Annotated in this window: 24 protein-coding genes; 18 read left to right on the top strand and 6 right to left on the bottom strand. The window is 34.2% G+C overall.

The annotated features are described in order from the left end of the window. Positions 1-74: 74 nt before the first annotated feature. Entirely contained in the window at positions 75-197 is a 123-nt protein-coding gene (locus BLQ56_RS08930) for a hypothetical protein (protein WP_090852504.1), read from the bottom strand. A gap of 24 nt (positions 198-221) precedes the next feature. Beyond that, positions 222-347 (bottom strand): hypothetical protein, encoded by a 126-nt coding sequence (locus BLQ56_RS24045; RefSeq protein ID WP_274380216.1) that lies wholly within the window; start codon positions 345-347, stop codon positions 222-224. A gap of 170 nt (positions 348-517) precedes the next feature. Here BLQ56_RS24045 and deoD point away from each other — a divergent pair, with 170 nt between their 5' ends. Both deoD and BLQ56_RS08920 read left to right on the top strand, forming a co-directional pair. Further along, positions 518-1,222, top strand: a complete 705-nt coding sequence (deoD, locus tag BLQ56_RS08925) for a purine-nucleoside phosphorylase (RefSeq protein ID WP_090852500.1) — start codon at positions 518-520, stop codon at positions 1,220-1,222. 139 nt (positions 1,223-1,361) lie between these two features. Then, positions 1,362-2,237: a M15 family metallopeptidase gene (locus BLQ56_RS08920; protein WP_386756484.1), complete on the top strand. Its 876-nt coding sequence runs from the start codon at positions 1,362-1,364 to the stop codon at positions 2,235-2,237. A 266-nt stretch (positions 2,238-2,503) separates the two neighbouring features. Here BLQ56_RS08920 and BLQ56_RS08915 read toward each other — a convergent pair whose 3' ends face one another. After that, on the bottom strand, positions 2,504-3,217 hold the full coding sequence (locus tag BLQ56_RS08915) for a class I SAM-dependent methyltransferase (RefSeq protein ID WP_090852494.1): 714 nt from the start codon (positions 3,215-3,217) through the stop codon (positions 2,504-2,506). Positions 3,218-3,428: 211 nt separating this feature from the next. Between BLQ56_RS08915 and BLQ56_RS08910 the strand changes: the two genes are divergently transcribed. The 6 genes from BLQ56_RS08910 (at position 3,429) to BLQ56_RS08885 (ending at position 8,402) form a co-directional block, all read left to right on the top strand. After that, positions 3,429-4,583, top strand: coding sequence for an MFS transporter (locus BLQ56_RS08910; protein ID WP_090852492.1), 1,155 nt, complete (start codon positions 3,429-3,431; stop codon positions 4,581-4,583). 15 nt (positions 4,584-4,598) lie between these two features. Next, the gene (gene fdhF, locus BLQ56_RS08905) at positions 4,599-6,722 is read left to right on the top strand and encodes a formate dehydrogenase subunit alpha (RefSeq protein ID WP_090852490.1); all 2,124 of its coding nucleotides are present in this window, start codon (positions 4,599-4,601) and stop codon (positions 6,720-6,722) included. 23 nt (positions 6,723-6,745) lie between these two features. Next, on the top strand, positions 6,746-7,288 hold the full coding sequence (locus BLQ56_RS08900; protein ID WP_090852487.1) for a 4Fe-4S dicluster domain-containing protein: 543 nt from the start codon (positions 6,746-6,748) through the stop codon (positions 7,286-7,288). A gap of 42 nt (positions 7,289-7,330) precedes the next feature. Beyond that, complete coding sequence (locus BLQ56_RS08895) at positions 7,331-7,864, top strand: Rieske 2Fe-2S domain-containing protein (protein WP_090852484.1); 534 nt, start codon at positions 7,331-7,333, stop codon at positions 7,862-7,864. Further along, on the top strand, positions 7,857-8,060 hold the full coding sequence (locus tag BLQ56_RS08890) for a hypothetical protein (protein ID WP_090852481.1): 204 nt from the start codon (positions 7,857-7,859) through the stop codon (positions 8,058-8,060). The genes BLQ56_RS08895 and BLQ56_RS08890 overlap by 8 nt, the downstream gene beginning before the upstream one ends. Positions 8,061-8,162: 102 nt before the next feature. Further along, the gene (locus BLQ56_RS08885; RefSeq protein WP_090852478.1) at positions 8,163-8,402 is read left to right on the top strand and encodes a hypothetical protein; all 240 of its coding nucleotides are present in this window, start codon (positions 8,163-8,165) and stop codon (positions 8,400-8,402) included. 45 nt (positions 8,403-8,447) lie between these two features. On the opposite strand, the gene BLQ56_RS08880 is transcribed toward BLQ56_RS08885, so the two are convergent. After that, entirely contained in the window at positions 8,448-8,996 is a 549-nt protein-coding gene (locus BLQ56_RS08880) for a hypothetical protein (RefSeq protein ID WP_090852475.1), read from the bottom strand. A gap of 136 nt (positions 8,997-9,132) precedes the next feature. On the opposite strand from BLQ56_RS08880, the gene BLQ56_RS08875 reads away from it, so the two are divergent. Continuing rightward, positions 9,133-9,945 carry an Fpg/Nei family DNA glycosylase gene (locus BLQ56_RS08875; RefSeq protein WP_090852473.1) on the top strand — a complete coding sequence of 271 codons (813 nt, stop codon included), beginning with the start codon at positions 9,133-9,135 and terminating at the stop codon, positions 9,943-9,945. Positions 9,946-10,025: 80 nt separating this feature from the next. Beyond that, positions 10,026-10,292 carry a phosphocarrier protein HPr gene (locus tag BLQ56_RS08870; RefSeq protein ID WP_090852470.1) on the top strand — a complete coding sequence of 89 codons (267 nt, stop codon included), beginning with the start codon at positions 10,026-10,028 and terminating at the stop codon, positions 10,290-10,292. A 157-nt stretch (positions 10,293-10,449) separates the two neighbouring features. Here BLQ56_RS08870 and BLQ56_RS08865 read toward each other — a convergent pair whose 3' ends face one another. After that, a complete protein-coding gene (locus tag BLQ56_RS08865; protein ID WP_090852467.1) occupies positions 10,450-10,677 on the bottom strand; it encodes a hypothetical protein in 228 nt (75 codons plus the stop codon). 160 nt (positions 10,678-10,837) lie between these two features. Between BLQ56_RS08865 and BLQ56_RS08860 the strand changes: the two genes are divergently transcribed. From BLQ56_RS08860 to BLQ56_RS08830, 7 genes are all read left to right on the top strand, one after another. Continuing rightward, a complete protein-coding gene (locus tag BLQ56_RS08860) occupies positions 10,838-11,182 on the top strand; it encodes a YojF family protein (RefSeq protein ID WP_386756479.1) in 345 nt (114 codons plus the stop codon). Between the two features lie 14 nt (positions 11,183-11,196). Next, positions 11,197-11,853: a bacillithiol biosynthesis deacetylase BshB2 gene (gene bshB2, locus BLQ56_RS08855; RefSeq protein WP_090852464.1), complete on the top strand. Its 657-nt coding sequence runs from the start codon at positions 11,197-11,199 to the stop codon at positions 11,851-11,853. Between the two features lie 88 nt (positions 11,854-11,941). Next, a complete protein-coding gene (locus BLQ56_RS08850) occupies positions 11,942-12,766 on the top strand; it encodes a TerC family protein (protein ID WP_090852461.1) in 825 nt (274 codons plus the stop codon). A 43-nt stretch (positions 12,767-12,809) separates the two neighbouring features. Next, positions 12,810-13,079, top strand: coding sequence for a hypothetical protein (locus BLQ56_RS08845; RefSeq protein ID WP_090852458.1), 270 nt, complete (start codon positions 12,810-12,812; stop codon positions 13,077-13,079). Between the two features lie 106 nt (positions 13,080-13,185). Beyond that, positions 13,186-13,371 carry a hypothetical protein gene (locus BLQ56_RS08840; RefSeq protein WP_090852455.1) on the top strand — a complete coding sequence of 62 codons (186 nt, stop codon included), beginning with the start codon at positions 13,186-13,188 and terminating at the stop codon, positions 13,369-13,371. 125 nt (positions 13,372-13,496) lie between these two features. After that, positions 13,497-14,129, top strand: a complete 633-nt coding sequence (locus BLQ56_RS08835) for a TVP38/TMEM64 family protein (RefSeq protein WP_090852452.1) — start codon at positions 13,497-13,499, stop codon at positions 14,127-14,129. Positions 14,130-14,156: 27 nt separating this feature from the next. Then, positions 14,157-14,990, top strand: a complete 834-nt coding sequence (locus BLQ56_RS08830) for a deoxyribonuclease IV (RefSeq protein ID WP_238457222.1) — start codon at positions 14,157-14,159, stop codon at positions 14,988-14,990. 23 nt (positions 14,991-15,013) lie between these two features. On the opposite strand, the gene BLQ56_RS08825 is transcribed toward BLQ56_RS08830, so the two are convergent. After that, complete coding sequence (locus BLQ56_RS08825) at positions 15,014-16,393, bottom strand: MATE family efflux transporter (RefSeq protein WP_090852447.1); 1,380 nt, start codon at positions 16,391-16,393, stop codon at positions 15,014-15,016. 148 nt (positions 16,394-16,541) lie between these two features. Between BLQ56_RS08825 and BLQ56_RS08820 the strand changes: the two genes are divergently transcribed. After that, the gene (locus BLQ56_RS08820; protein WP_090852444.1) at positions 16,542-17,774 is read left to right on the top strand and encodes an MFS transporter; all 1,233 of its coding nucleotides are present in this window, start codon (positions 16,542-16,544) and stop codon (positions 17,772-17,774) included. The last annotated feature ends 17 nt before the right edge of the window (positions 17,775-17,791 follow it).

The raw sequence follows: 17,791 nt of genomic DNA, 5'->3' as shown, positions 1-17,791 counted from the left end.
ACTATATCTACACTTTCCTATAGAGCAAAAAAAGACTATCCAATATGGATAGCCCTCTCTTATTAGCGTTATCATTATTTCTTTCTTCTGGCAGCAGATTCTTCTTTAGCATGTGCTTCTTCTTCAGCCACAATATCCTTCATCGGAATATGATTATTCTTCTTTTGGGTTAAGCGTTCTCGGTGTTTTTTACCCATCTATTATCTTCCTTTCAATCCTTTTTATGATTCCTGTTTATTCTTTTGGTTTGAATTAGGCAAATGACCGCCTTTTCTTGAACTTGGATTTGTTTCATTTGCATATTCCACAGCTTGTTGTAATTTTTTACTCATTTTTTCCTTTGACATGAGAGAAATCCTCCTTCATTTTTGATACATTTGTATTATCTCCAAGCTTTATTATATAATGTTTAAAAATAAGAGACTTTTTCTTAGTTTATTTGAAACTGAATAAATTTAATGGTATATTTTTTGTTTAGAGGGCTTGTCCCTTTTATAGAAAGAGGAGGAATAAAATTTTGAGTGTACATATTGAAGCAAAACCTAATGAAATTGCAGAAACTATTTTACTGCCTGGAGATCCTCTAAGGGCAAAATATATCGCAGAGACTTTTCTTGAAAATACTACTTGCTATAATAATGTAAGAGGAATGTTAGGGTTTACTGGTACATATAAAGGCGAACGCATTTCTGTTCAAGGTACAGGTATGGGTGTACCCTCCATTTCAATTTATGTGAATGAGCTTATAAATAGCTATAATGTTCAAAATTTAATTCGTGTTGGTACGTGTGGTGCCATTCAAAAGGATGTTAAAGTAAGAGACGTAATTTTAGCGATGACGTCTTCTACAGATTCTCAAATGAATCGTTTAACATTTGGTGGTGTAGATTATGCACCAACAGCATCTTTTGATTTACTAAAAAAAGCGTATGATACTGGTGTTAAAAAAGGGTTGAACTTAAAGGTTGGTAGCGTATTTACTGCTGATCAATTTTACAACGATAATGCAGAATTAGAAAAGTGGGCTTCATATGGGATTCTTGCAGTTGAAATGGAAACAACCGCATTGTACACATTAGCATCAAAATTTAATCGTAAAGCTCTTTCTGTACTGACTGTAAGTGATCATATTTTAACTGGTGAAGAAACTACGTCAGAAGAAAGACAACTGACATTTAATGATATGATTGAAGTAGCTTTAGATGCAGCGATTATGAAATAAACTTCAAAAAATGAATTATTTGCTTCACCCAATTACAGGTGAAGCATTTTCTTTTATACCTTGACTAGAAACTTCCCAGCTGAAATTGAATGAAAACAAAACAGTGATATGGTTTATAAATAACCACCAAAAATTGAAGGTGAAAGAGATGTTAAAAAGGATTACTTACGCTTTATTATTAAATATTACTTTGATTATTATCTTATCAGGGTGCAATCAATTCGATTTAAGTCAATTAATAGAACAGCGTACAGCAGACGAGACTCAAATTAAAAATGAGCAAACAAAAAAAGTAGATGAAATCGGAAAGAATGGCCAAGAAGATTCTAATACCGGAGACGTTAATGATGATTTTAGTGAAAATGAATGGGTATTAGAAGAAGAGTATTTCAATCAAGTTGAGATAAGTGATGGTCTTTCAGTCATTCTAAATCCAGAAAATATTCTTTCATTAGTCAATAAGGAGCATACTTTACCAAGCGTCTATATTCCACCAGATTTAGTTAAACCAAATGTTCCATTTTCATTTGGAGATTTAGATGTTCCTAAACGGTATTTAAGAGTAGAAGCAGGGGAAGCACTCGAAAATCTGTTTATGGGTGCTAAAAAAGATTCAATTCAACTATTCGCTGTTTCAGGTTATCGGTCATATGTTACACAAGAAGCGATTTATCAAGCGCAAATCAGAAAAACAGGTGAGGAAGAACTAGCGAATCAAACGGTTGCAATTCCAGGTCAAAGTGAACATCAGACTGGACTAGCAATTGATGTTAGTAGTCATAGCGCCCAATTACGGTTAGTTGAGAGCTTCGGTGAAACGGAAGAGGGAAGATGGGTTCAAGAACATGCTCATGAATATGGCTTTATTGTTCGCTATCCGAAAGGTAAAGAAGAGATAACTGGTTATCAATATGAGCCATGGCACCTAAGATATGTTGGTGTAGAAATCGCCACTCAAATTTTTACAAATAACCTAACGCTTGAGGAGTTCTTTGGAAAAGTGAAGAAGTTATAAACTTAGAGAAAAAAGCAATTTCTCTAAGTTTTTTTTATGCTACTTTTTTCACATTTTAAGATTACTATGTTTTTTTTCTGACAAAAGTGGTATGATTTCATTGAGGAGTGATAATGTGAAACGAAAAAAATCTATTAGTGAATTAGTTATACAGTTAAGAAAAAGTGGGATCAATGCTAGTCTATGCAAACCTAGGGAAACCGTAACAAACAAAAAAATATATTGTAATAATTACACACAGATTAAACTTACAGTTCAAAGTTAATCTAAATAATACAACGATAAATTCGAAATCCAAGCTTATGCTTATACTTATTTGTCAATTCTTCATGTTGATCAAAAATCTTTACATAACTTTGGGGGATTCCTTGCGATAATTGAAATTCCGTATTATTAAATTCTTCTTCAAGATTGGTTAATAGTGAGTCTGCTTTTCGAATAGAAACGTTTGTAAAACCAGAATCTATAAAAAGTTGTTTCCATTCTTCTTCAGCCAAAATCTTTTTAACTCCGTAAAACTTTTTTATTTCTTCCATTTCAAGAGTGGAAAGATTTTCTTCATTTGTCATTTCAATAGCAATTAATACTCCATCATTAGTTAAAACACGTTTTATTTCACCTAGGGATTTTTCACAATCTGTAAATGATAACACTGATTCTGATAATACATAATCAAACTGATGGTTTTTAAAAGAGAGGTTCTCTGCATCTTCTTGCGATAATTGTAGTGTATATCCAAGTGTCTGGAACCTTTTTTTTGCTTTGTTAATCATGATGGGATGTTTATCAATAGCAGTTACTTCACATTGATATTTACTAATTAAGTGGGCTGCAGTTTGCCCAGTCCCACAACCGATATCTAGTACTTTTGCATTCACAGAAAATCCTTCTTCCTGAAGGATTTTTTTTGTTAAAGGGAACCCTCCTGGATGTGCCCCCCCCACCCCAAATAGAGCCAAGAATTCTAAGTAATCATTCATGATGTCACCTCTTATAAATCGTATCCATCCATCTTATGTTTAATTGTTAATCTTGTGATTTTCAATTAATTTATCCATTCACAAAATCGACAAATCTCGCTGTGACGAACTTCACAGTGCCAGTAATAGTAGTCATTTACAATAATAATAACAAATGATTATTGAAGTGATGAGAATCGAAAACGTCAAATGACTAACTGGAGTGAAAGATATGAAACAACTTGATCGTTCTTTTTATTCAAAAACAAGTATGTATGCTTTTTTTGTAACACTTTTATTATTCCTTTCAATGTGGATAAGTACGGACCGCTTTACAGATATCGATATGGCGTTGTTGGGGTATATGGTTTCGTCCTATATCTTTGCAATTGGATTAACTGTAAGACTTTGTTCCTTTCTTCTTAGACCCGCCACAGCAGAGATTATTAAAAGAAGTATTATAAACCTTAAGAACAAAGAGAGAACAAAAAGAAACATATTATCAATTATTAAAACCCTTATTGATAACATTGTTTTACAGAAATTTATTTTTAAGAGGGGTATCTATAGAGGAGTCCAACATATTCTTATCGCTTGGGGTTGTATTGGTTCCTTTGCAATAACATTTGGACTGACCTTTGGATGGATGAGATTTAATCTTATAGATCCTGAAACTTACCAAATTATCGTATTTAATATACCGACCGTAAAGATGGCAGCACATGGATTAATTGCAGAACTGACATATAACGGATTAAATATTACTGCGTTAATGGTTATGGTTGGAGTATGTATGGCCCTTGCGAGAAGAATTTTTAATCAGGATGTAAAGGTTACTCAGAGAGCTGAATTTGATTTGTTACCACTTTATATCTTATTAGCAGTTACAGTATCTGGATTATTACTAACGGTTTCTTATCACTTTTTAGGTGGTTGGATGCATCATTACTTGACACTTGTCCATCAAGTTACCGTTGTTATTATGCTGATATATTTCCCTTATGGGAAGCTCTTTCATTTACCGGTGAGACCACTTGCTACTGCTGTTCCTATGAACTATCAGGAAGTAGTTAAAATGGATACTCGTTCTTGTCAAAAGTGTGGAACGACTTATAGTAACGATGACCAAATTGCTGATGTGAAGCAAATTCTACATTTACAAAACTTTGATCTTAAAATGGATGATGGCAGCTATCTAGCTGACTATTGTCCATCTTGTCGAAGACGAATTCGTGTGATGAAGCAAATGAATATGGAATCAGTTCAGGGGAATCCATATGAACCTATTAGGACCTTGAACGATATTCATCAATCGGGTTTTGGAAAAAAACGTTCAGAAGAATATTATAATTTACCCAAAAATGATAACGAGAAGATCTTGAAGTAAAAGGGGAGAACGAATATGAGTCAGTATCTAGTTAAAAATGGGGTTAAAAACTTAATTAAACCAGGCGAAAAACTTATTACAACCCATTGTTGTTATTGTGGAATGCAATGTGGAATGCATATTCGAGTAAACGAAAAGAGTGGAAAGGTTGTTGGTGTAGAACCACGTTATGATTGGCCAGTTACTCTTGGGAAAATGTGTCCCAAAGGGGTAACAGCATATCAAACAGTTGAGCATAAAGAGCGTATTCTTAAGCCGCTAATCAAGAAAAATGGAAAGTTTGTTGAGTCAAGTTGGGAAGAAGCCCTAGATGTTATCGAAGTAAATTTCAAGAGATTACAAAAAGAACATGGAAAAGATTCTGTCTCGGTATTTGGTGGAGTTTCAATGACCAATGAAAAATGTTATCTAGTAGGAAAATATGCTCGAGTGGCTCTCGGAACAAGATTTATAGATTATAATGGACGATTTTGTATGAGTTCAGCTGCAGGAGGGGCACTTAAAACCCTTGGAATTGATAGAGGGTCAACCTTACCCTGGACAGAGCTAGAGCACTCAGATTGCTTTTTTATAGCAGGTTCAAACACAGCAGAGTGTCATCCTACAAGTATCCAATGGTTTTGGAAAGCTAAGGACAAAGGCGCGAAATTAATCGTTGCTGACCCAAGGGAAACACCAACAGCTCGTGTTGCAGATGTTCACTTAGATTTAAAGCCTGGAACAGATTCAGCACTAGCAAATGGAATTTTACACTTGCTTGTAAAAGAAGGCTATGTTGATGAAGAGTATGTCAAAGAACGTTGTAATAACTATGAGGAGTTAATAAAATCTGTTGAAATATGGACACCTGAATATACATCACAAATAACTGGTGTAGCTCCTTGGAAAATCACAAAAGCAGCGCATATTTACGGAATGTCACAACGCTCGGTTGTCATGTTTGCTCGTGGAGCAGAGCAACAATCCAAGGGAGTAGATAATGTTGCACTTTATACCTCAATGGCTTTATTAAGAGGACAGATCGGTAAGTTTGCTTCAGGTGTTGCAACTTTCACTGGACAAGGGAATGGGCAAGGTGGACGTGAACATGGACAAAAATCTGATTTGCTTCCAGGCTATAGAAAAATAACAGACCCTGAAGCAGTTGAATACGTTTCCAGTGTTTGGGGAATTGATCCAAAGGATATGCCAAAACCTGGGGTATCTGCATATGAAATGTTTGATGAGATTCAAAATGGTTCAATAAGAGCGATGCATGTAATTTGTAGCAATCCTGCTGTGTCTGCACCGAACGTTGAGTATATATGGAAGGGTTTTGAAAAACTAGATTTTATGGTTGTTAGTGACTTTTTTATGTCAGAAACAGCAGAGTTTGCGGATGTTGTATTACCAGCAACATCATGGGCCGAAGATGAAGGAACGACGACAAATTTAGAAGGAAGAGTTATTAGAATTCGAAAGGTGAGAGAACCATTAGGGGAATCAAAAACAGATTGGGAAATAATTTGTGAAATTGCTAAACGAATGGGGAAAGAGTCCTATTTTCCATATAAGAATGCTAGAGAAATATTTGAAGAGTTCAGAATTGCGACAAAAGGTGGAAAGGCTGATTACTCAGGTATAACCTGGGAGCGAATTGATAAGGAAGATGGCGTGTTTTGGCCATGTCCTTCTGAGGATCATCCTGGTACACCTACAATGTTTAAAGAGAAATTTGGAACCCCTGATGGCAAAGCTAACTTAGCTGTTGTTGATTGGAAGGAACCGGGCGAGACAGTATCAAATGATTTTCCACATATATTAACAACTGGACGTGTTGTTTTCCATTATTTATCTGGAAGTCAAACTCGCCGTGTTGATTTCCTAATGGAGCAGTGTCCATTACCATATGTCGAAATGCATCCTGAGCTTGCAAGTCAATATAATCTATCAAATGGGGAAGAGATTAAGTTAATCACTAGACGTTCAAGCATGACTCTTGAAGTGAAACTAACAAAGGCAATTAGAAAGGATACTGTGTTTGTACCCTACCATTGGGGGAAAGAGCTATCGGTTAATAAGCTTACAAACCCAAGTTTAGACCCAACATCCAGAATGCCTGAATTTAAAGTGTGCGCAGTAAGAATTGAGAAGGTTTAAACGACGAAGAGGAGGGCAAAAACGTGAATAAAATCATGTATTTAGAATTTGAAAGGTGTATTGGTTGCCGATCCTGTCAAGCAGCATGTAGGGAATGTGGAGATCATGATGCTAAGGAAAGAAATTATGTAGAATACGTGGACTTTATGGAAAGTCGCCAAACATTTCCAATGCTTTGTATGCAATGTAAGGACCCTGCATGTGCAAGAGTCTGCCCAGCGAATGCGATTCAAATTACTGAAGAGGGAGTAGTCCTTTCTGCAATGGAAGAAAAATGCATTGGATGCCGTAATTGTACATTTGGATGTCCATTTGGTATTCCTAAGTTCGATTTCGAAGAGAATAAAATGTATAAATGTGATATGTGCTATGATCGTTCAAAACATGATATTGCTCCAATGTGTGCGTCTGTTTGTCCAAGTGATGCGATAAGATTTATTGATTTTGATGAAATGCAGTCTCTAAGAAGAAAAAGAACTCAAATGAACTTGGTTGAGGGGAAGAAACCTCAAGAAGGAAATAAGTGGCAGTATGTTCCTGAGTTCTTTGGTGTATATTCTGATTAACAATTGTCTGCTCATGTACGTAAAAAAGAAGGAGGACATGAGATGAGTAATAAAGAGAAATTAGGTCGTAATCGAAAAGATTCGAATGATGACATGGTTAATTTAGTTGATAATATAGAGCGTCAAAATGACTTGAAATATAATCGTCGTTCATTTTTAAAAACAGCAGTTGCAGCGTCTGTAACATTAGGTGTTGCAACCTTACCTTTTTCGATTAAAGCAATGTTAAATGATGGTGAAGAAGAACAAGTGAAAGTGAAAATAGCAAAGTTATCTGATGTTGCAAAAGGGGAGTCTATCAATTTTAATTACCCAACAGATCAAGAACCAGCTATTTTAGTTCATACGAAAGATGGAGAATTGAAAGCTTATAATAATAAGTGCACACATCTCCAATGTCCGGTATTTTACGAGAAGGAACAAGATATCCTTCTTTGTCCATGCCATCGTGGATTTTTTGATGTAAAAAGTGGCCACCCAGTAGCTGGTCCTCCACAAAGAGAGTTACCATTAATTCAAACAGAGGTCATTAATGACGTGATTTATGCGGTTGGAAGGAAAATACGCCATGGATAAAAAAATCTGTTGGATCATTATCTTTTTTACGATTGCTGTCAATGTAGTGATGTTACAGTTTACGATAGAATCCTACTTTGGTTTGGAATACGAACATGTGTTTAAATACACCGTAATCGGACTAATTTCATCCATATTTGCGATCATAACGTATTTGTATTGGCGAAAACTTGAGTATAACGAAAATAATAAATAGCATTACCATAAGTTGTTCCTTTTAAAAAGTGAACAGCTTTTTATATAAAAAGGTATATATACTTAAGACAAGCTTATGATATCAATAAAAAGGAGTGGTAGCATGAATCATGAAATGGACTATGACAGAGATGATCAACGAGAAGATGTATTGTCTGATGATCCTTTGAAGAACTTTTTAAAAATGTCTTGTGAAACTGAAACGGAGTTAATGAGGAGCTATCTAATAACAGCAGAACGTATACATGATAATGAAGATTTAAAACTAAGACTTCGTAACTTTGCTGAAGGAAACGCAAAGCGGACCAGGCAGCTAATAGATGAAATCAGTCGTTTGATGTAAGAAAGAGAGGAAAGGGAAAGCTCCTAATCCTCTCTTTACATTTACTCACCAACGCTCACTTGGAAAGATAATAAGATGATCATCTTTAAATGTTTTTTCACCAAATAAGGTTATTAATGTACACTCATTAATGTGAAATTGGCCCGTTTCTGATAGTTCAAATTTATAGTCCACCAACAAGCCAGATGAAATTTCTTCATTTTCTTTATTTAAAATACTGACATTATTACCCTCTAAAGTACGATACTTTGCTTTGTTAATAAAAACGATCCACTCATTCCAATTGTTATAAATATAGACTGGTGATTGATTTTCTAGAAAGCCAAGTAAACTATTCTGATCATCTATTTCACCTTCACTAATCATACTGATTTGATGTACAACTTGGTGGATAAGCATATATTCTTCAAATGATAAGCTTTCAGAAAATAAAAAGGTCAAATCATTATTTAACAGCTCTATAGTTGATATTTCTTGGCTTTTATAATTATTTATTGAATATATATCTTTTTTCTTTATGGTCACGTGTTCTAATGTTTGCAAGTGAACATCGATATTAGACATGTTCTTACAATGAATGATTGCTGAAAGCATATGATTCAACTCCTTCTACTGTAATCATAACACCTCAATAAATAGTGGTAAGTGACTATTTTCACAGAGAAGCCAAAAAGATTAGTACATGATAAAAAAAATTTTGTTTATGATAAAGATAAATGGAGGTGTGCTAATGCCAGAACTCCCAGAAATGGAAACATATAAAAAATTATTGTCGGAAAGAGTAATTAATAAACAAATAACTAAGGTTTTGATTAATCGGGAAAAATCAATTAATGTAGAACCAAGCTTATTCACACAAGAAGTACTAAATAGAAAAATAAATAGCATTGAGCGAAGAGGAAAGTATTTGATTTTCCATTTAGACAGCGGCAAGTGCTTTCTTTTGCATCTCATGTTAGGTGGACTTATGTATGTTGGAAAGACAGAAGATGATAGTCCTGCTCGAACAAAACAAATAATCATTCATTTTAATGAAGAACATTTAAGCTTTATTGGTTTGCGTCTTGGATATTTACATTTACATTCATATAAGGAAATAAATGAACTTCTAGATAAATTAGGTCCCAATCCATTATCACCTCAATTCACAATTAATGAATTTACAGGTTTAACAAGACAAAGAAGAGGGATATTAAAAACTACGCTGCAAAATCAGGCATTTCTAGCAGGAATTGGTAATTGTTATACAGACGAAATATGTTTTGAGGCACGATTATTACCTACTAGAAAGCTTAATGAATTAAGTGATGAGGAAACGAATCGATTATTTTCGTCAATAAAAAATGTTCTAAATTTCGCTATTGATTCTGGAGGATATATAGAATTACCTTTATTTACAGGTGACCAACTCACTGGTGGCTATAATTCTTTATGCAAAGTATATGACCGGAATGGTGAAAACTGTGAGAGGTGCGGAGTATTAATCATTAAAGAAAGTATATCGTCAAAAAAGACATATTATTGTTCTAATTGCCAAAAATAAAAATAAAGAATATACTTGCTTAATAAGTTGTTTATTTCGTAATATTAAGTAGAATATAAAAAAAGAAAAGAGGAATCAATATGGCTGAAAAAACATTTAAGATAATTAGTGATTCTGGCTTACACGCTAGACCGGCTACTATGTTAGTTAATAAGGCTGGGCAATTTCAATCAGATATTTCTTTAACATTTAATGGTAGAACTGTGAATTTAAAATCAATTATGGGTGTTATGTCTTTGGGTGTCCCTAAAGGATCTAATATTGTGATCACTGCTGAAGGCAATGATTCAGATGATGCACTTGTAGCATTAGAGGGTGTTTTAAAATCTGAGGGTCTTGGGGAATAAGACAATTTGTTATTCTTAAGCCCATCATGTTAAGCGCTTTATACATAAAAGCATAACAAACAAGTAAAAAAGGGATGACTTTCTTAATTTTACTGATTTCATCTAAAATCAGTAATTTGCAGATTGTCATCTCTTTTTAATAATAAAAATTTTAGTTTCAGGCGGTATCTTCTTGTTCAATTATGACTGTTGGTATGATTAATGCACCAGTGCGAATTAATGATAAAAACTGTAATCTCGGGAAAACACCTCGACTTCTTGCATCCTCCATTTCAATTCTTACAGTTGAATCATTAAAATCAATCACTTTTAATGTTTTTGCATTACAAAAGTTTGGGATGAACTTTTTGGTTAGTTCAAACTCCATATTTTGTTTAAGTTCCATATTTCTACCTCCATTACTAATAATTACCTTTACTTTTACCTTAACTGGACAGAATATACAATACTAGAAAAATTTTTTGACTTTCAAGTTCTTTTCGTAGCAGTTTTTCGCTAAAAACTATAGAATTGGTTAAAGAACAATGTAAATGGAGGCAAGACTATTGAAAACTATTATGATTAATGATGTACAAACCTGTCTTGACGAACGAATAAATGAAGAACTATACCTTCATTTAGAAACAACAAATGGTGCATATGCTGCACATAATGATGAAACAAAAATGAACGTTGGAGCATATATAAGGAACACGATTATTAAATTTTCTTTAGGGAAAATAACAGGTATAGGACCATATAGAGTGGGTCTTAAGACTGAATTAGGGTGGGTTTATGCAGAGGGTCTTACCGACTACCATGTTGATGAAGATGGAAGACTTCTATTGGCAGGACATGATTCAGAGGGTCGCCTTGCAGTCGCTTTACAATTGAGTAAAAATCCATTCTGAAAGGGAGAATGAAAATGAAAGAACATATACTAGTTGTATTTCCTCATCCAGATGATGAAGCATTTGGTACAGCGGGTTTACTTGCCTTAAAGACACAAGAGGGAATACCTATTACATATGCATGTGCTACATTAGGTGAAATGGGTAGGAACATGGGAAAACCTTTTTTTGCTAACAGAGAAACTCTTCCCGCAATCAGACGTAAAGAACTACAAGACGCATGTGATGTATTAGGTATTAAGGACTTAAGGTTATTAGGCCTTCGTGATAAAACGTTGGAATTTGAAGACCTTGAGAACTTGTCAAATCGAATTGAAGAAATTATAAATGAAATAAACCCTTCACTAGTTATTACCTTCTATCCAGGTTATGCTGTACATCCTGATCATGATGCATGTGGGGAAGCAACAATAAACGCTGTTCATCGTCTACCAAAAGATCGCAGACCTCCAATCTATTGTAAAGCTTTTTCAAAAGATACAGTTAAGGACTTAGGAGAACCAGACATCGTATTTGACGTTTCTGAGGTTTTTAGTACAAAAATCGCAGCAATTGCTGCGCACAAGTCTCAAACTGAAGGTTTGATTAAAAGTTTAAATGATAAGATTCATGATATAAATGATGAAGCTTTAAAGTGGTTGATGGAGGAAGGATATTATATCTATAAGTAAATTTTTACTACCTTTATCTTGTATGATAAAGGTTATTTTATTTTATAAATTGTAAAAGATAAGAAAAGCATGATAAGGAGGTTTTCTTGTGGATGTTGGAATGTTGCTGGAATATGGATGGGTTCTTTTAGTCCTTATTGCACTTGAAGGAATGCTAGCAGCTGACAATGCTTTAGTTATGGCGATTATGGTTAAGCACTTACCTGACGACCAAAGAAAAAAAGCATTATTTTATGGACTAGCAGGCGCTTTTGTCTTTAGATTTGGTTCATTATTTGTCATTTCATTTTTAGTTGATGTATGGCAAGTACAAGCCATCGGAGCAGTTTATCTTATTTTCATCTCATTAAATCATATCATAAAAAAGTTTGTTTTAAAGAAAGATTCACATCATGATGAAGCTATAGGTACGAATAAAAAACAATCAGGATTTTGGATGACAGTCTTAAAAGTTGAATTAGCAGACATTGCGTTTGCAGTCGATTCTATCTTAGCTGCTGTAGCACTGGCAGTAACTTTACCATATGCGCCTATTCCAAACATAGGTGGGATGAACGGTGGACACTTTTTGGTCATACTGACAGGAGGAATAATCGGTTTAATAATTATGCGTTTTGCAGCGACCTATTTTGTGAAATTGCTACACAGAAAGCCAGGATTAGAAACGGCAGCATTTTTAATTGTTGGTTGGGTAGGAGTTAAGTTAGCGGTGTATACACTAGCACATCCTTCATTAGGTATTTTGTATGAAGGATTTCCAAAGCTCCCAGCATGGAAAATTACTTTCTGGATTGTTTTAGTTTCTATTGCTATCGGTGGTTGGTTCCTTAGTAAAGATCAAGGACCACTTCCTACAAGCGAGGAAACTGAAGAAGCACTAAAGAGAGAAGAGGAATTACTTAAACAGCGTTAAGGGATACAACTGTATCCCTTAATGTTAGTTTGGAGGAAGTGCTTTGGGTAGGAATTATGATCGTCTGCTTTTTGAATATAAGAAATTATGGAATAATAGGGCACTTGTTGGTAATGATAGTCAAGCGATTCTATTCCTAACGATTGAACGAGATTTAAGGGATGAATTAACCCATCCAAGGGTTCGTAAACAACCTCTAGAAAAGTTTTACCTTGCAATAAAAAGAATAAATGAATCAATAATAGAAGACAAAGATAAATCCGCTCTCATTCAGATTTATATTAATCTCTTAGAAAAGACACAAAATGGTTAAATATTTACTTGAACTTGTAGTTGGTTTTCTTATATAATCTATTATTGTAACATTTGGCTCATTAAAATATCTCAGGATAGGATTCTAATACCGAGGGGGTATTTTTATGAAGATGAACTTATATATGGAAATCTCAGTTATACTAATTTTAATCGTTGGTTTTTCAGTTGCCTATTCGATGCTAAAGGAAGCTCATAAAAAACATATAAAAATCTTTAGCGTTTCTTTTATAAGTGGTATCTCTTTAATGTTAATTTGGCGTACATTTCACTTATTTTCGTATTTCAATTAATTAAATCCTGTATTTGAGCCAAAAGAGCGATTCAATATATCGCTCTTTTTTATTGACCCTAAAATAAATAAATATTAATAATTTTGGGATACTAATAACTAATTATATATACATGAGGTAGAGAGATGAAAAAGTGGATATTCATTGTTATTCTGTATTTCGGATTATTTTTATTACTCAAACAGTATTATAATGAATTTCTTGATTGGATTAATCATAGTACTTATGAACAATTAGCGTGGATGTTTTTCATTTCTATCCTTCTTTCTATCTTTCCGATAATACCTTTTACGTTGTTTGCCGGACTTATGGGGGCAAAATACGGTCTAGTATTAGGTTCATTAGTTAATTGGGTAGGTTCGGTATCAGGTGCTCTAATGATTTATTTGATTGCCAAGTACTCGGTGAAATCATCAATTGAAATATATCTAGCAAAATACCCAAAGCTTGTGAATTTACACATCTTAATTAAGGAGAACGCATTTATTACTCTTCTTTTTGCTCGTCTTATACCTATCTTACCACCCCCAGTTATTACAATATATTCAGGAATAAGTAGAATCCATATAGGTATTTATGTATTAGCAACAATGATTGGTAAAATTCCATCTATGATTCTGTATGCTTATATTGGAAATCAAGTATTGCTTTCTTATAAGATGATTATCTTAGCGCTATTAATTTACAGTTTATTTCTATTCATTGTATTTTTAAATTATCGAAGATGGATGAATAAAAGAACTATTCAACATAGATAAGATTACATAAGCTTAGAAGTTGGTGAGATGATGAGAATAGGTGCACATTTAAGCATACGAAATGGTTACTATCAAGCTGCAGTCACTGCGAAGAGTATAGGGGCGGGTATTTATCAGTATTTTCCGAAAAATCCAAGAAGTTTGTCTGTAAAGGCCTATGATAAGTCAGACACAAGTGCTTGTGCTGAGTTTTGTAAGAAACATAACATCGATAGTGTTGCCCATACCCCATATCCGACCAATTTGTCTGTTGTGGGTGAAGAGAGAGAGCATGTAGTTTTGTCATTACTAAATGATTTAGAAATTGCGGAAGCTTGTAACTCATTTGGTGTAGTTGTCCATTTTGGGGTCTTAAAAACCACGAAAGATCCTCTTGAAGGGTATTTGCGAATGATTGAAACACTCAACCAAGTTTGTAGTAAATGGAATGGGAATTGCTTACTTTTGATCGAAAATAATGCTGGTAAAAGTGGTCCAGAGGGAACTACACTAGAAGAACTTGTTCAAATCAGAAAGTTAGTTGATTACCCTGAAAAAATAGGCTTTTGTTTTGATACATGTCACGGATTTGCAAGTGGTGTGTGGAACGGAGAAAATTGGCTTGAGCTTGAAGAAAAAGGAGCCACACTTCATTATTTTGAGCATCTAAAAGTAGTACATTTAAATAACTCAATGTATCCTACTGGTGCAATGAAGGACAGACATGCAAACATTCATAAAGGACATATTACCTATCATCAGATGAAAACATTCATCAATTCTGCGGTAGTGAAAAGTATACCAATGGTGCTAGAAACACCCTCAACAAATGATTTTACACATAAAGATGAGATAGCATTGATTAATAATGATTACTGTTAATACGACTTAAAAAAGAAGAGGGATTATCCTCTTCTTTTTTCACTTGGTAGAGCATTATTTTCTGTGTACCGTTTTTGTAAAATAACGAGCCTAATCGACAAGCAGATGGCGCCAGCTGCAAGTCCAGCAATTAGTCCAATCCAATATCCGAAAGCACCTAATGATGAGAAAGTCGCTAGCACATATCCAGCCGGTAATCCAATTATCCAGTAGGATATAAAGGACATATACAAGGTGGCATTAACATCTTTATAACCACGTAAAGCACCTTGGATAGGAGCTTGGATTGCATCAGATAGTTGGAAAAATATGGCATATATTAAAAAGTGTTGTGTTAAAATCAATACATCCAAATCAGTAGTATATAGACTCGCCACTTGCACCTTATACAAATAGATAAATCCTGAACTAATGACTGAGATTATAACAGCAACAATAATTCCCATAAAGCTGTATACTTTTGCATCATAATACCGTTTTGAACCAACTTCATAACCGACTACAATTGTTAAAGCCATAGATACACTCAACGGTATCATATATAAAAAAGATGCAAAATTAAGGGCTGCCTGATGCGATGCAATTGTGACAGTATCAAACGAGCTCATCAGTAAGGTTACTGCAGCAAAAATACTCGTTTCAAAGAAAATGGAAAAACCGATAGGAACCCCAATTTTCAAGATTTCTTTCCATCTTGCAAGCGAGAAACGGTGTAAAGTACTGAATATACCATACGTTTTAAAAGGAGTTAACTTATGTATGATTAAAACTGCAAATGCAGTTATACACCAGTAAGTAATAGCAGTTGCGTAACCCGCTCCCACCCCGCCTAAGTTCGGGAATCCAAATTTACCGAAAATGAGTAAATAATTAAACAAAGCATTGATTGGTAATGCTATCAATGTAATGATCATCGTGATTCTGGTTTGAGCGAGTGCATCCATAAAAGCGCGAAGGACAGTATAAACAAACAAAGGAATAATACCAAGGGATAATCCAATTAGATAGTGCTTTGCAATATATTCAACCTCAGGAGCTAGTTTCATATAATCCAAAATAGGGTTTAAGAACAGAGCTCCGACGCCTACGACAACAATTGAAATGATGATAGCTAAATAAATCCCTTGGACAACTGAATGAGGGACGTCTTTCGTCTTCTTGCCTCCGATTAAATGGGCTACTATAGGTGTAATTGCTAATAATATTCCACTTAATCCTGTAAACACTGGAACCCATAGACTTGATCCGATAGCTACACCTGCAAGGTCATTCGCACTAGCCCGACCAGACATCATAACATCGAAGAAATTCATAGCAAATAATCCAAGCTGAGTTATTAAGATTGGAACTAAGATTTTAAAGAATAATAATCCTTTTTGATTTAAAGAAAAAGTTTGATTCATCATGTAGACCTCATATACTTAATTTTGTATAACTTAAAAATTATATCATATTACTAGGTTACCTAGCTATTTCGAGTGGCGAAAAGTTTTAAATGTTGATATGATTAAACTGCAAATTGACAATTAAAGAACGGAGACAACACACACTATGTGGAAAAACAGGAATGTATGGATTATTTTGTTGGGCGAGTTCGTAGCTGGCCTAGGATTATGGGTTGGAATTATTGGGAATTTAGAATTCATGCAAAAATATGTTCCTTCTGACTTTCATAAATCTCTAATTCTATTCGCAGGCTTATTAGCGGGAGTAATGGTTGGACCACTTGCTGGTAGGTTAATAGATTCGGTAAGTAAAAAGAAAGTATTATTATATGCTGGACTTGGACGAATGCTAAGTGTTAGTTTTATGTTTTTTGCTATTTATTATGGGGAAATTTTTTGGATGGTTTTATTTATGATAGCTTTACAATTGTCAGCTGCGTTTTATTTTCCAGCATTGCAATCTGTCATACCTTTAGTAGTAAAGGACAATGACTTATTACAAATGAATGGAATCCACATGAACGTGTCAACAATTGCTCGTGTCTTAGGAACTGCCATTGCAGGAGCGATGTTAGTAGTAATGAGTTTAAACACACTTTATTTACTATCAATGGTAGCATATGGATTGTTATTTTTATCAACTTATCTTCTAACGATTACAGAAGATGATAAAGAAGATAAAGGGAAACAAAAAAATCGTAACAAAAAATCCGGGTTTACTGACATCATTCCCATTATTAGAAATATTCCAATTGCTATGATGGCTCTTATTTTAACTTGTGTACCATTATTATTTATAGGTGGAATTAACTTAATGGTTATTAATATAAGTGAGTTACAAGGTGATCCTACTATTAAAGGGTTATTATATGCAGCAGAAGGTATTTGTTTTATGGCTGGTACTTTTTTAGTTAAGCGAATTTCTGAAGGTAGGAACGAAGTGAAATTAATGTTGGTATTTGCCTTTGTTATTGCAATTGCAGAACTATTATTATTCTTTGGTGATTCAAAAATGATGTCACTCATTTCATTTGGTCTTTTGGGAGTAGGATTGGGATGTTTCTTTCCTATTGCAGCAACCATCTTTCAGACTAGAATTCCCAAAGAATACCACGGAAGATTTTTTTCATTTCGTAACATGCTAGACCGTGTTCTTTTTCAAATTGTATTATTAGGTACTGGCTTATTTTTAGATACAATTGGTCTTCAGAAAATGGTACTCGTCTTTGGAGGGCTATCGCTTTTAATTGTAGTGATCTTTGGGGTAAGATATATAAGGACGCCTTTTGTAGAAGAAACTGAGGAAAATGAAAAGGACGGACTTGTTAGTGCTAAATGATAAAAAGGACGCAATGT

The sequence above is a fragment of the Litchfieldia salsa genome (assembly GCF_900104555.1).
Lineage (GTDB): Bacteria > Bacillota > Bacilli > Bacillales > Bacillaceae_L > Litchfieldia > Litchfieldia salsa.
This window is presented reverse-complemented; position numbering and strand designations above follow the sequence as displayed.